The following is a 14,140-nucleotide window of genomic DNA, read 5'->3' as shown; positions in this document are numbered from 1 at the left end:
ATTGTAGGTTCTAAATACACTATTAGGAAGTTTGTATTTTGTTGGGCCGAAGTTAATTAATTTGACAAAATATATAGACATTATTTACATTTTTTGAAAAAATATACAATTAATCAACAAACGGGCCTTTGATTGCAAATAATTAAACCAACCCTACAGGGCTGGTTTAATTATTATCATTATAATAACTTTTAGGGATGTTTGAGTTTTGAAATTGCGGCCACCTGGTTGGCCGACGAGAACACTGAAGTACCTGCAACAAACACATTTGCTCCGGCTTCTATCAGTTTTGTGATATTGTTAGCATCCACCCCTCCGTCAATCTCAATTAACAGGCCAGGATTTTTTTCGGCACTTAGTGTCCTGAGTTCTTTAATTTTTTTGTAGGTATTTTCAATAAAATGCTGTCCGCCAAAGCCTGGGTTAACCGACATGATCAAAACCATGTCCAAATCCGCAAGGATATCTTCCAAAGTAGATACAGGTGTGGCCGGATTGATGGCAACCGCTGCCTTGCAACCTAATTGCTTAATAGCCTGAATGGTGCGGTGCAAATGCGGACAGGTTTCCTGGTGAACAGTAATACTATCGGCACCGGCATCTTTAAATGCCTTAAGATAACGATCGGGGTCAACTATCATCAGGTGAACATCGAGCGGTTTGGAAGCGTGTTTTTTTACTGCGCTTACAACCGGGAAGCCAAAAGAGATATTTGGAACAAACATGCCATCCATAATATCAACGTGGATCCAGTCGGCTTCGCTGTTATTGATCATTTCAATATCGCGTTGCAGGTTGGCAAAATCGGCCGCTAAGATAGATGGTGCTATGAGGTGATTCATATGCAAATATATAAAAGCAGGTAATCTATGGGACTGATAGTGTAATTATTTTTATGATATAATTGTAAAAAAGTGCCTGTCCCAAAATCGCCGTTCTCCATAAAAAAATGAAATCATGCAGACTCCGTTTTTTAACTGTTCCATTTTTTGAGTGTAAAAACATGAAACACATTGAAAATTAAACACACTGATAATCAATAATTTAATATTCCACCCGAAACACCACTAATAGCTGATAATCAAAGAATAAAACTTTTGAGAATAAAAACATGCGTTTCAAAAAGCACTTTCTTTACCCCCGCTTTTGGGTGATTTTTTGGTTGTTTTTCTGATTTTTTTGCTAAAACTTAAAATTGACCGAAAGGTGCTGACAGAACGCCGCCACCAAAAAATGCGGTTAATTTAGCTAAAGCTGAAGGCTTTTAACATGCTCAACCACCGGTTACGCTGCGCTAAACCCGTGGCAGCTATTTTAAAATCTAAACCCAATAGATATATAAGGCAACGAGCCTTCTTTTGAAAAGCCCATTACGGCTTCAATCAGCACCAATTGCGCTGGAATAATATACAAACCGCCGCCATACCCATCGTGCCACCTGTCCGATGATTCGCCGGGGACCCATACCCTGCCTACATCATTAAAACCGATTAAACCCAATGAGCCCGGCAACAGGTATGAAGTAAAATCCAATACTTTTAACCGCATCTCCAGGTTGTTATAGGCTATAGTACGACCGGTAAACCTGTTGGTATGAAAGCCGCGGAAGTTTTGCGCCCCGCCTAATTTCATCTGCTGAAAATATGCTGCATTCCCTACCGTAGTACCTAATCCCGTGCGGTTAGCTATTACCAATACCGAGTCCTTGTCGGGATTTAAATAGAAACTAAACTCAGACAATACCTGCCCGTAGGTGTTATGACTTCCAGAACCTCCGCCGCTAAAGCCGCTCACAGTGGTTGTCCATAAAATGCCTTGTGTAGGGATGATCAGCTTATTCCGCGTATCAACCGTTGCGTTGGCTGTTAAGCCGCCGTAGACCTTAGTGCCAAATACCTTCTCATCCGGAAACGCGGCATTATAGCCATTCAAAAATCTTTCGGTGTTGTTGGAGGCTTTGCTGTTGTAAAACTGCCCTGCAACGCCGGCGCTCACGTGTAGGTTTCCAAAACTGCGGTGCAGGGAAACGTCGCCGGTAACATAGTCGTAGCGATTACGATAGTAGGAGATCTTCCTGTCGTCCTTATTCTCAAAAACTGTGTTATTTCCTATTCCGAAAAAATTGCTGAGGTTGCTTGGCCCGCGCGAAAGCAGGTTAATCTTCAGGTCGTTTTCACCGACGGCTTTTTTCCAGTCGGCGGTATAGGTAAACAAAAATGATTTACGCCCCAGTGAATAATTGGTCAAAAATTCTTCGCGGAAAGCATAGGGTTCCTTGCGAAACCCGTGCCGCTCGTATGAGAAACCTCCAATCAACAAAATGCCAATATCATTACTGTAATTAGCCAGGATAATAGGCTCAAACCTGTCGAACTTAAAGGCAGTTTTATCATAGCTATTTACCGCCGTGTCTGTTGATGTACGGTTTTTAGCCAGCGATGAAGGAGGAAGTACATTTTTTTGATCCGAACGATCATAAATATAGGTTTTGCCTTTATTATTTAAACTGCTGTCTACAGCAAACGTATCCATGCCCTGCCCCCCTATCATCCGCACAGTTATGGGTGATGGCGTTGAGCCCGTCACCTTAAATAAATCATCGCCATCAAAACCATACATCCTGATCTCTTTGGTTACATCGGGTTTAAAAGTACGCTGGTAGGTAACCTTATCAACGCTGCCGTCTTTCTTTATCTTATCTATAGTAAGCGTGATGTCACCATTAGTTTCATGAGCCACAGTAAATTTGTCCGTTTTATCACTCGCTGGTACATCTACATATATGGAGATGAATTTATAATATTCGAGTGCCTGTTTTTGCAGGATGTTACGCCTCGCTATCATTTTGCTGATGATCTCAGGCCCAGAAAGTTTGTAGATAGTATCGGGCATAAAATGCACCGCTTTTTTGATCAGGTCATCGGTCAGTTTGCTTTGCACATAGGCTATCTGTTCTTTCCAATCGTCTTCGCTCAACTGGTTCAGGAAATAGCGGTCGAAATAGCGGGCATTGAAATTCCATCCATTGATATCCCTGATCTCGTCACTATAACCCTGAAATTTTGATTTAAGCCATTGATGTGCTACTATCCAGGGCAATACGCCCGAAGTTTTATAGTACACCTGGTCACGGTCGCGCGGAACGGGCTCGTAAACGGTTTCATGCTTAACATCTATTTTTTCCCAGCGCCATTGGTCTTCGTGCCTGTCCCAATCGCCCAAAAGCATATCAAGCAAGCGGGCGCGCAGCACAATCTTTTGGTCAACACGGTTATCATTGTCATCCTGCAGTTTGCGTTGTACCTTTTCGGTATTATCTGTTTTTTCGGCATCGAGCGGCTCGCGCTGTTCAAATAAAAACACCTGATTAGCAAAATCCTTTTGATACTCACCAAAAGCAGAATCATCGGGTACATAAACAATTTTAGGATTAGAATGCGGAACCCCAAGCGCTTCGGCCAGCGGCGGTACTGTGAGTGCCGAGAATGGGTGTGCAGCCGATACCTGATCTTGCAGGATATCTTTGGCTACCGTTGGCCGCAGATCAACAGGCAGACCTTTTTCAGGATACTTTTGAATGGTGCGCAGTACCCATTGCTGGCCGGTAGGATCCTGCAGGCGTAATGATTTTGTTTGCTTCCCCCCGCCTCTTTGCAGTATTTTAAGTCCACCCTTTTCGGCGGTAAGGTGAAATACCGGCAAGGTGACGGGTGCCGCCCAAAGCTTGCGGTAATTATCGCCTAAAAAAAATTGGTGGGTACCGCTTACATTATTATAAGATGGCTCAATGGCCAGTTTAATACTATCGGCAGGGGTTTGAGCATACGAAATATTGCCGGCTAAGCACAAGCCTGCTGTTAAAAAAAAGGATAAAGCGTTGAACAGTTTTTTGCCGCCCATGAGGTTTTGTAAGTAATGCGTCAGTAGAATAATGCATATTACAAAATAGTTTTAATTATACACAGGGAAATTACTTTAAAATGCATGGTGAGCAGCTGTTTAAAAAAACAGAATATTCATTGCCGTTGGTTTTAACCAACGGAATAAAAAGCTAAAAAGTCTTGGCTTTAGCCTAATTGTGCAAGCGAATTTGGGCTGAAGCCCTCATGTTGCTACTCATTATTCCGTTGGTTAAAACCAACGGCAATGAAGTTTTATCTACCCGTAAACGATATTCTTCAAGCTTTGACAGTTTCTAAGAAGAATCGAACAAATAAAAACTCCCGCACTGTTTTTCCGAATTAACCTAATTACACCAATTTCAAATTTACGCTATTGAAAAGTTCGTGTAACTCGATTAATTGGGACAGGTATGAAAAGCAATTCGCGTAGAAATTTCTGATCCTATTGTTAAAACTTGATTACTATCTGCCCTGATTAATCAACGCATGCATCACCTGCTCTTTAAGCTGCCTGCTGATTGGCACCTCAAATGTGCCTATATGCAACATATTTCCTTCTATCGATGTGATTTTGCTATTGGCAACTATATATGACTTATGGGTTTGCATGAATTTACGTGGAGGCAGTTTTTCGGCAAAGGCCCGCAGGGTACTGTGGGTTATAATCTTACGCGCCGGGGTATAAACCTCAACATAGTTTTCCATGCCTTTAATGAACAACACTTCGTCAAAAATTATCTTCTCGAGCTTACCATTGCTTTTAACAAACAGATAATCTACCCTATCTGTATTGTTCCTTAAATCAAAGTAATCCTTAGCTTTAAAGGCTGCCTTCATAAAGCGCTCAAACGGTATAGGTTTAAGGAGATAGTCGAGCACATCCAGGTCAAAACCATCAGTAGCGTATTCTTTAAACGCGGTAGTAAAGATCACTTTTGGCGGATTGGGCAGCGAACGAATAAATTCAACGCCGGTTAAATGCGGCATCTGGATATCCAGGAACAGCAGGTCTACAGGTTGCTGCGCTAACAACGCTCCTAATTCCATAGCGTCTTCACATTGCGCTTTCAGGTCGAGAAAGCCAGCTTTTTTAACATAGCCTTCCAGGCCCTTACGGGCAAAGGGTTCATCGTCGGTAATAATGCAGCTAATTAATGCCATCTTTTATATATTCAATTCAAGTACTGCTGTGTAATGATCTTCTTCGCGGCCAGCAGTTAGTTTATGTTTATCCGGATAAAGCAATTGCAGCCTGCGGCTTAAGTTTTCCAAACCAATACCGCTGTAATTATCGGGGGCTTTCATATTTGCGGGTACATCATTATAAACTTTAAAAACAAATCTATTGTCAATAATGCAGCCTTCAATGGCTATTTTATATTCACCACCCATATATTTAAAGGCGTTTTCAACCAGTGGAAGCAAAAGCAGCGGATAGATGAGCTGATCCGTTAAACATCCTTCAAAATTAACACTGAGCTGCATTTTGCTGCTCGCCCTGATCTGCTGCAGGTGGATATAATTTTCAAGATACTCCAGCTCCTGCTTAACGGGCACTTGCTGGTGTTGGTCATAAAGCTGATAGCGCAACAGGCTGGATAGTAACTCGGTACTCTTTTTTGCGCCGGGCACATCTTCATCCATCTGGAAATAAATAGTATTCAGGGCATTAAATAAAAAATGCGGATGATATTGAGCTTTTAGAAACTTCAATTCGGTTTCCAGCTGATCGTTGGTGAGCTTTTCCAGTTGCATCTTATTATTTACATAGGCCTTTAGCCAGGTGCTGCTACGTGCAATTCCATAATAAACAATAGCGTACAAAGTGGGGATCATATTAATATCGGCCACATCTGCCCAGGGCATCAGCTCATCTATGCCCTGGCTTACGTGCAGAGCCATGACCATCGGAACAAATACGACGTTCACTAATATCAAATTTGCTCCCACCAATATGGCCAACTCCCTAACTACAGCTCCGTAGGATAGCTGTACCGTCCGGTGCCTGTCATGGTACTTAAAAAGCCGTTCAAAAATATAGATTGCCAAATAGCCAACCAATATTGAACAGGCCATTTCAATGCCATTAACATAAAAATCTCTTTCCCAAAAATGCTGACCAATGTCAGTATCATGCAATAGCCTGATGGTAAAATAAACCAGTAGGCCATAGAGTGCCGGAAAAATGTACTTCCTGAAAAATTTCATATCAGCAAATTACAAATTTAAGGCAGAAAGAATAGGTTCGGGTTTTGTCTCTACTATCTCCCGAATCGGCACAGTTTTGAGTTTTTCCTTTGGTTTCATACCGAATAAAAACCGGGTTAAAGCATAAGGGCGTACTAACAAATGATAGGTAAGCATCGTTACAAAAAAGGTAATACCCACCGTATAAATATATTTTGATAGGATGCTTTCATTTTGCGTTTGCACAATATAATAGGCAATTAATACAATAACGGTTTGGTGCAATATGTAAAACGGATATACCGCCTGGTTTAAATAATTGAGCGCGTTATGAGGCTTATTTAAATAATGTTTGCCATAGCCAACCAGCGCCAACACCCATCCCCAGGCAATAATTGGGCGCAATGCGGTAAAAGCATAGGAGAATGCGATATTTTGAAAAGGCCAGTAGGGATGCAAGGGTTCGATACCGTTCCAGCGCATTACTTCCCATGTCATCAGACTTAAAAAACCGATGGTTAAAGCAAAACGGCGGTTGCGCTCAAGGCTATCCATCAGTTTAGATTGAAGGATACAGATAAAACCTGCCAGGAGGAACAATAACCAGTAAACAAAGTAACTGCCATCATGGAACAGGTCGTTGGTTTCGGGGAGGTCCCAGCTGGTGAAGGTAAACCAAAGGATTCCGGGCAGCATCAATAAATAAACCCATTTCCCCCGGGCCAAAATGGCAAGCTTTTGTTTAAAACCATTGCTTTTGGGCGAGATCATCCAGGCAAATAAAGGCGCGAAAATGAGGTCATAAAGAAACAGATAGGCAATAAACCAAAGATGGTGCCAGCTGAAATTGCCTTTGGGATATGGCTGAAAGTTAAATGTACTGGGATAAAAATCCAGGAATGAGCCTTTGTAGCCATTGGCCAATCGTTCCATGTAAATTTGCGGTGGCACAATGATGAACATGCCCACCAAAAGCGGAATAAAAAGACGGCGGAAACGCAAACCGATGAAACTGAGTGTAGAGCGCCGCTGCATCATGTAGTAACTCACGGTACCTGAAATAAAAAAGAGCAGCGGCATGCGAAAAAGGTGCAAAAAGTGATTTGATTCCATCATCAGGTTGCTGGTTTCGTGGTTTTTGATGTGCCAGCCATCCTCAGCAACAAAAGGCATTGCCGAATGAAAAAATAACACCCCCAATATGGATAAGATCCTCAACCAATCGAGGTAGGTTTGACGTTGTGTGGTTTCCATGATTTCTTTTTTTATCAAAAGAAGTCACAACCCCTTGCCCCATAAAATTACTTTGACCAATGGTAAAAAACCTTTGACCATTGGTTGAAAACCCCACCCAACCCTCCCCATGGGGAGGGCTTTAAACAAAGTCTCCCCCTAGGGGGAGATTTAGAGGGGGTGTCAGCCGCGCATAAACGGATTAAAATTCCTTGTACCAATTTCCATCCCTGCCGCCCGGCAGATGGTTTTATCGCCGAACTTGAAATTGATCTGGTCCATGGCCTGGTAAAGTTTGATGCGTTCCTCATTATCCTCAAACAGGTTGATCTGGTAACTGCCCGTACAAAGATCGCTCAACCGTACACCTATCAACCTGATGGGCCGGTGCTGGTCCCAGGCCATTTTAAGCAGGTTTTTTACACCGGGAATCAGGATGTGTTCTGCCGCCGTAAGTGCTATTTTTTGCTGTTGGGTATGGGTTTCAAAATTACCGTATCGCAACTTAATAGCCAGGCATGATGAAAGCTTATTTTCCCGTCGTAGTTTGGATGACAGCTCTTCGGTCATGGATACTAAAATAGTTTCAAGTGTGCGGTGATCAGACACATTAGTATGGAAAGTATGCTCGGTGCTGATGGATTTCCTGTCGGAATGCGGAACGATTTCGCTATGATCGATACCATTGGCTTTTTCCCAAAGCGAATGCCCGTATTTACCAAAAACAGTTTCCAGGAAGCGGATATTGGTACGTTGCAGATCACCTATTTTTTCGATGCCGTATTGATATAACTTATTGCGGGTACTTTCGCCGAGGCCGGGTATCTTACCAATGTTAAGCGGCGCCAGGAACTTCAGCTCATCACCATGCTTTACAAACATTTGTCCGTTAGGCTTGGCCTGGTTAGTGGCCATTTTGGCTATCGTTTTACCCGATGCCATACCGAAGGATATAGGCAGGCCCGTTTCTTTAATTACTTTCTGCCTAAGTTTGGTGGCTTCATGGTAACAATCAAAAAAACGGTCCATACCGGTGTAATCAATGTAAAACTCATCAACCGATGTTTTTTGATACAGGGGTACCGTATCGTGAATGATCTGCGTAACCTCGCGTGAGGCTTCGCCATAGCGCCCGTGCGAACCGCGAATAAGAATGGCATGCGGACAAAGCTTTAAAGCTTGTCGGGTAGGCATAGCCGAATGCACACCAAAAGCCCTCGCCTCATAACTGCAGGAAGCCACAACTCCCCTTTCGGCCGAGCCCCCTATAATCACAGGCTTACCGATCAGTTCAGGATGAAACTTCCGCTCTACCGAAACGAAGAACGAATCAAGATCAATGTGTACAATATGACGTTTAACTTCCACATACCAAAAATGCTAACATTTTTTGTATTTTGCTAATTTTATTAGCATATTTGACATATAGAAATTGTGAAGCAAATGAGTATATATGAAAACTACCTGCTGTTATTATCGCCTCCCGACACGGTGAAGCATAAGATTGCGCGTTACAAAAAGGCATCGGCGAGGCTTATTGGCAGTTACAAAAGCATGGATTCGCCTGCTCATATCTCTATACAACACCTGGAGAGGCAAAAGCCCTTTATGGCCGATAAAAACCTGGAATTGATGGAACAGGCCCTGAATACCATGCCACCGGTATTGCTGCATATGGATGGTTTTTATCATTTTACCCACTTGCACAGCCGCATGACCATTTATGCCAACATCCGCGCAACACCCGCTACCGACGAATGGTTTAACACCTTAAAAAAGAAGCTGCGCATTAAAAAAAATCTTATCCCACATATAACGGTTGTGCGTGATATTGCCGAAAAAGATTTCGACACACTTTGGCCGCATTTTAAGCATAAAAAATTGGTGGAGCCTTTTTGGATCAAAGAACTTACCATATTGAAACGCGATACACTTGACGCCTTTGCCAAATGGGATAAGTTTAAAACTTTTGAATTTAAAAACATGACCGGCCCCGGTTATACCCGCGATGAACTGGAACTGCTTAAAGCCGGCGACCCTGATCAAATCAATTTATTCATTTAAAATTTAACAATCATGGACTACGCATTTTATCATTTTATCCTCCCGATACCTGATCATGTAGATGTTATGATCCGGAAATTAAAAAGCGAAGCAAAACGTGTTATCGGTAATTATCCCAGCATGCATGCCCGGTCGCATATCACCATAAACAATTATCCGCGCAAACCGCTTGATGTAGACGTTCAGGGCTTCTCGTTTTTGAGCCGTAAACTTAGTTTGCTGCCTCCCGTTGTTTTTGAAACAGATGGATTTGATTGCTTTAATGAGAGTAATGACTATAACAAAACCATTTTTGCCAGGCTTAAGCTCACCGAACAAAATAAATATTGGATTAAACTATTGAAGGGTATTGTCGGCGATAGCAGTACCATACCTCATATTACCATAGCAAGGGCCATCACACCCGAACAATTTAACCTGCTTTGGCCCTATTTTCAAAAAAGGGAAATGAAGGTAAAATTTGTTGTGAACCGGCTTACTATTTTGAAAAATTTACTGCTGAATCTCGATCAGCACGCAAAAAATTATCGGGAATTTGAATTTCGGGGAGATGAAAACGTGTTAACGAAGTATGATAATCTGGCTATAGCAAGGCAAATTAAAAATTATCCATCTATAAATCAACAGATAAGCCTTTTTTAACATTTTCTTAACCATAAACGCTACCTTTTTCTATATTTGCGCCGGGGTAAGTCTTTTACGGCCAGCTCCTCTTGAACTCCCCCAGGGTGGGAACGCAGCAAGGGTAGAGAGTTGAGCGGCGCGATAAAAGTAGCTTACCCTTTTTTATTTTCTTATTTTTGCCGCACCGGCAAACATGCCCGAACCTGTACAGGTTCATGATTTCTTAAATTTCATAAAGTACATAAAATGCTTGATATATTTATTATTGGCGGTGGCCCGATAGGTTTAGCTTGCGGACTTGCTGCTCAAAAAGCCGGTTTAAGTTTCGTAATTATTGAAAAAGGCACGCTTGTAAATTCATTGTACAACTATCCCGCTACCATGACGTTTTTTTCCACATCTGAAAAATTGGAGATCGGCGGCGTTCCCTTTGTTACTGTACATAACAAGCCTACCCGCAATGATGCTTTGGAATATTATCGCCGCGTAGCACTTTCAAATAACCTGCCCATTCATCTTTTTGAAGAAGTTACTGAAGTAAAGCCGGAAAATGGCTTTTACAGCATAACCACAAAAAAAGCAACCTACCAGGCTAAAAAAGTAATCCTTTCAACCGGCTTTTATGATATTGCGGTAAACCTCAATATCCCCGGCGAAAACCTCCCCAAAGTAAAACACTACTACCAGGATCCTCATTATTATACCCTGCAAAAAGTGGTGGTGGTTGGCTCAAGCAATTCGGCTATTGATGTGGCCCTTGAAACCTACCGTAAAGGGGCCGAGGTAACACTGGTGATCCGCGGCAGCGAAGTGAGCAACCGGGTTAAATACTGGGTGCGGCCCGACATTATTAACCGAATTAAAGAAGGTAGCATTAAAGCTTACTTTAATTCTAATCTCGAGGCCATTCGTGAAAACGAAGTGGATATTCAAACGCCCGATGGACTGATCACTATCCCTAATGATTTTGTAATGGCGATGACAGGCTATAAACCCAATTTTGAGTTCCTGAAAAAGCTTGGTATTATACTTTCTGAAGATAAATTCATCCCCCAATACAACCCCGAAACCATGGAAACAAACATGCCTGGTTTATACCTTGCAGGCGTGGTTTGCGGCGGCCTTGACACCCATCTTTGGTTCATCGAAAACTCCCGCGTTCATGCTGATATGATCATCAATGATATTGTGGCAGGGAGGTGAACGGTTGATTGGGTTGATTAGGTGAATAGTTATTGCTGTAAATCTGCGAGTTACAACAACAAACCAACCACTCATTCAATAAACTTAATCAACCATTCACCAACCAACAAATAATCACATTTTTTTCTTGTATAAATAAAATTTTATAGCCTAATTTGCAGCAAATTAAAAACACAGTAATTCAACAAAAAAATGAATACACCAAGCTTAAATAAGCCCGCTACAAGAGCAAATTTTGCTCCGGTTGCTGCTGCCTTGGGTTCAACTGTTTTTTTAAACTGCCCTCTCCGACGAAGGACCTACATGCCACGGGTTTGAATTAATTTTTCTCCTGTCCACACAAAAAGAGTTTTTTAAACGTCTTTTTAAAAAAACCATCTAATTATTTAAGGCTTGTAAAGCCAATTAATTTCACGGTAATTATCTATTTAAATGACAATACAAGATTTTGATATTCAGGTTGCTACTGCACAGCATGTAGATTATGCCACTATGATTTGCGATGAGATGGCCGAATCGGCCAAGGCGCGCGGAACTGGTATAGCTACACGCTCGCCCGAATACGTTGCTAATAAAATGCTGGAAGGCAAGGCTGTTATAGCCCTGCATAAAGACGGTACCTGGGCCGGTTTCTGCTATATTGAAACCTGGAGCCATGGCGACTTTGTTGCTAACTCGGGACTTATTGTTAATCCGCAATTCCGTAAGGCGGGATTGGCAAAAGCCATCAAACACCGAATTTTCCAGTTATCGCGTACCAAATACCCTAATGCCAAAATATTTGGGTTAACAACCGGTTTGGCGGTAATGAAGATCAACTCGGAGCTTGGTTACGAGCCGGTTACCTATTCGGAACTAACCCAGGACGAAAATTTTTGGGCCGGCTGCAAAAGCTGCGTAAACTTTGACATTTTAACCAGCAAAAACCGCAAAAACTGCATGTGCACCGCCATGCTTTTTGATCCTGCCGAAAAACAAAAGGAATACGAGGAGAAAATGCAGCGCATTACGCACAAAGCGACTTTGCTTGAGCGTATTGAGAACGCCATAAAGAAACGTATAAAACATGATGTTTAAGGATTAGGTAAAAGGTTAATACCTGTAAATTAATAAAACAGATCACCATAATTGATAAGTAAAGCTTTGAGCCTTGTGCCTTTAGCTTTAAGCTCACCAAAAACATGAAGAAAAAAGTAGTATTAGCTTATAGCGGAGGTTTAGATACCTCTTTTTGCTGTATTTATTTAACACAGGACCTTGGTTATGAGGTTCACTCGGTTATTGTAAATACCGGCGGTTTTAGCGAGGAAGAGTTAAAAGGCGTTGAAGAACGCGCTTATAAAATGGGCGTTACTTCTCACCATGTGGTTGATGAAACCGAAAACTTTTACAATACCTGCGTACGCTTTTTAATTTACGGCAATGTATTAAAAAACAACACCTACCCGCTATCTGTAAGTGCCGAGCGCGTAAGCCAGGCTACAGCTATTGCTAACTACGCTAAAGAAATTGGTGCCGAATTTGTTGCCCATGGCAGTACAGGCGCAGGTAATGACCAGGTGCGTTTCGACATGATCTTTAACATCCTTGTACCTGAAGTGAAGATCATCACCCCTATCCGCGACCTGAAACTAAGCCGCGAAGAAGAGATCGAATACCTGAAAAAACATGGTGTTGATATGAACTTCGAGAAAGCCAAATACTCTATCAACAAAGGGATCTGGGGTACATCGGTAGGTGGTAAAGAAACTTTGACCTCAAACCTTGGCCTGCCAGAAGAAGCATGGCCTACACAGGTAACTGCATCTGAAGTAAAAGACCTTGTACTTACTTTTGAAAAAGGCGAGTTGGTAGCCATCGGTGATGAAAAATACGATCATCCAACAAAAGCTATCCAGGCCTTACAGGCTATTGCTCAGCCTTATGGCATTGGCAGGGATATTCACGTTGGTGATACCATTATCGGTATTAAAGGCCGTGTAGGTTTTGAGGCGGCCGCTCCTATGGTGATTATCAAAGCTCACCATACTTTAGAGAAACATGTGCTAACCAAATGGCAGCTTTCATGGAAAGATCAGTTATCATCTTTCTATGGCAACTGGCTGCATGAAGGTCAGTTTCATGACCCTATCATGCGCAATATCGAAGCTTTTTTAACCGATACTCAGAAAAACGTTACAGGTAAAGTATTTGTTCAGTTACACCCATATCGCTTCCAGGTAGTAGGCATTGAATCACCATACGATCTGATGTCGAACAAGTTTGGCAGCTACGGCGAAATGAACAACGCCTGGAGCGGCGAAGACGTTAAAGGGTTCTCCAAAATATTTGGTAACCAGGTAATGATCTATCATAAAGTAAATGCCGCCCCCCAGCCTCCTGAAGGGGGAGCAAAAGCTCAATAACAAATGGCTGATTCTATAGACAAAACAACCGTTCAGGTACCCCCTTTAGGGGGCGGAGGGGGCGTCTTCTCGAAGGGCCAATGCCTCAAGCACTATAACTGGGGCGACGACTGCCACGGATGGACCTTTATTGATACCGAAGCCCTGTCCGTTAAACAGGAACTGATGCCACCAGATACTACGGAGCAATTGCATTACCACGAAAAAGCCACGCAGGTATTTTTTATTTTGAAAGGAAGGGCTACATTTTCAATAGACGGCGAGGTTACGGTATTGAAGCCCGAACAGGGTATCGAGATCCATCCGGGACAAAAGCATTTCATCAGCAATAACGACCGGAGCGATCTTGAATTTATTTTATATTCATATCCATCTACAAATAGTGATCGGATAAATTTAGCCCCCTAACCCCCTAAAGGGGGAATAATTGTTAAAATTATGAGCGAACTAAATAAAAATATTGATCAGTCTTCCTTTGCTCCCCCTTTAGGGGGCGGGGGGGGCATCCGTGCAGGTATAATT

The 14,140-nt window shown here is 42.3% G+C and carries 12 protein-coding genes and 1 other RNA gene; 7 read left to right on the top strand and 6 right to left on the bottom strand.

Annotated elements, in window-relative coordinates; translation table 11 throughout:
- Positions 1–191: 191 nt before the first annotated feature.
- The 6 genes from rpe to dinB all read right to left on the bottom strand — a co-directional run bounded on the left by rpe (position 192) and on the right by dinB (position 8,690).
- Positions 192–842 (bottom strand): ribulose-phosphate 3-epimerase, encoded by a 651-nt coding sequence (gene rpe, locus J3L18_RS06400; protein WP_129571244.1) that lies wholly within the window; start codon positions 840–842, stop codon positions 192–194.
- Between the two features lie 472 nt (positions 843–1,314).
- The gene (locus tag J3L18_RS06395) at positions 1,315–3,900 is read right to left on the bottom strand and encodes a BamA/TamA family outer membrane protein (RefSeq protein ID WP_223266269.1); all 2,586 of its coding nucleotides are present in this window, start codon (positions 3,898–3,900) and stop codon (positions 1,315–1,317) included.
- Between the two features lie 464 nt (positions 3,901–4,364).
- Positions 4,365–5,063, bottom strand: a complete 699-nt coding sequence (locus J3L18_RS06390; RefSeq protein ID WP_129571243.1) for a LytR/AlgR family response regulator transcription factor — start codon at positions 5,061–5,063, stop codon at positions 4,365–4,367.
- Between the two features lie 3 nt (positions 5,064–5,066).
- Positions 5,067–6,110, bottom strand: coding sequence for a sensor histidine kinase (locus tag J3L18_RS06385; RefSeq protein ID WP_129571242.1), 1,044 nt, complete (start codon positions 6,108–6,110; stop codon positions 5,067–5,069).
- 9 nt (positions 6,111–6,119) lie between these two features.
- Positions 6,120–7,343: an acyltransferase family protein gene (locus J3L18_RS06380; protein WP_129571241.1), complete on the bottom strand. Its 1,224-nt coding sequence runs from the start codon at positions 7,341–7,343 to the stop codon at positions 6,120–6,122.
- Between the two features lie 162 nt (positions 7,344–7,505).
- Entirely contained in the window at positions 7,506–8,690 is a 1,185-nt protein-coding gene (dinB, locus tag J3L18_RS06375) for a DNA polymerase IV (protein ID WP_129571240.1), read from the bottom strand.
- A gap of 75 nt (positions 8,691–8,765) precedes the next feature.
- Here dinB and J3L18_RS06370 point away from each other — a divergent pair, with 75 nt between their 5' ends.
- The 7 genes from J3L18_RS06370 (at position 8,766) to J3L18_RS06340 (ending at position 14,026) form a co-directional block, all read left to right on the top strand.
- A complete protein-coding gene (locus J3L18_RS06370) occupies positions 8,766–9,386 on the top strand; it encodes a 2'-5' RNA ligase family protein (RefSeq protein WP_129571239.1) in 621 nt (206 codons plus the stop codon).
- Between the two features lie 12 nt (positions 9,387–9,398).
- On the top strand, positions 9,399–10,028 hold the full coding sequence (locus tag J3L18_RS06365; RefSeq protein WP_129571238.1) for a 2'-5' RNA ligase family protein: 630 nt from the start codon (positions 9,399–9,401) through the stop codon (positions 10,026–10,028).
- A 44-nt stretch (positions 10,029–10,072) separates the two neighbouring features.
- Positions 10,073–10,171: signal recognition particle sRNA small type (gene ffs, locus J3L18_RS06360), an RNA gene on the top strand.
- Positions 10,172–10,256: 85 nt separating this feature from the next.
- Positions 10,257–11,213: a YpdA family putative bacillithiol disulfide reductase gene (locus tag J3L18_RS06355; protein ID WP_129571237.1), complete on the top strand. Its 957-nt coding sequence runs from the start codon at positions 10,257–10,259 to the stop codon at positions 11,211–11,213.
- A gap of 432 nt (positions 11,214–11,645) precedes the next feature.
- Entirely contained in the window at positions 11,646–12,290 is a 645-nt protein-coding gene (locus tag J3L18_RS06350) for an N-acetyltransferase (protein ID WP_090527097.1), read from the top strand.
- Between the two features lie 104 nt (positions 12,291–12,394).
- Positions 12,395–13,618, top strand: a complete 1,224-nt coding sequence (gene argG / locus J3L18_RS06345) for an argininosuccinate synthase (protein WP_129571236.1) — start codon at positions 12,395–12,397, stop codon at positions 13,616–13,618.
- Positions 13,619–13,621: 3 nt separating this feature from the next.
- Positions 13,622–14,026, top strand: coding sequence for a cupin domain-containing protein (locus J3L18_RS06340; protein WP_129571235.1), 405 nt, complete (start codon positions 13,622–13,624; stop codon positions 14,024–14,026).
- Positions 14,027–14,140: the final 114 nt, after the last annotated feature.

The organism is Mucilaginibacter gossypii, from assembly GCF_017569325.2.
In the GTDB taxonomy this organism is placed as follows: Bacteria; Bacteroidota; Bacteroidia; order Sphingobacteriales; family Sphingobacteriaceae; genus Mucilaginibacter; species Mucilaginibacter gossypii.
Note: the sequence above shows the minus strand (reverse complement) of the source record. Positions and strands in the feature narration are given on the sequence as shown.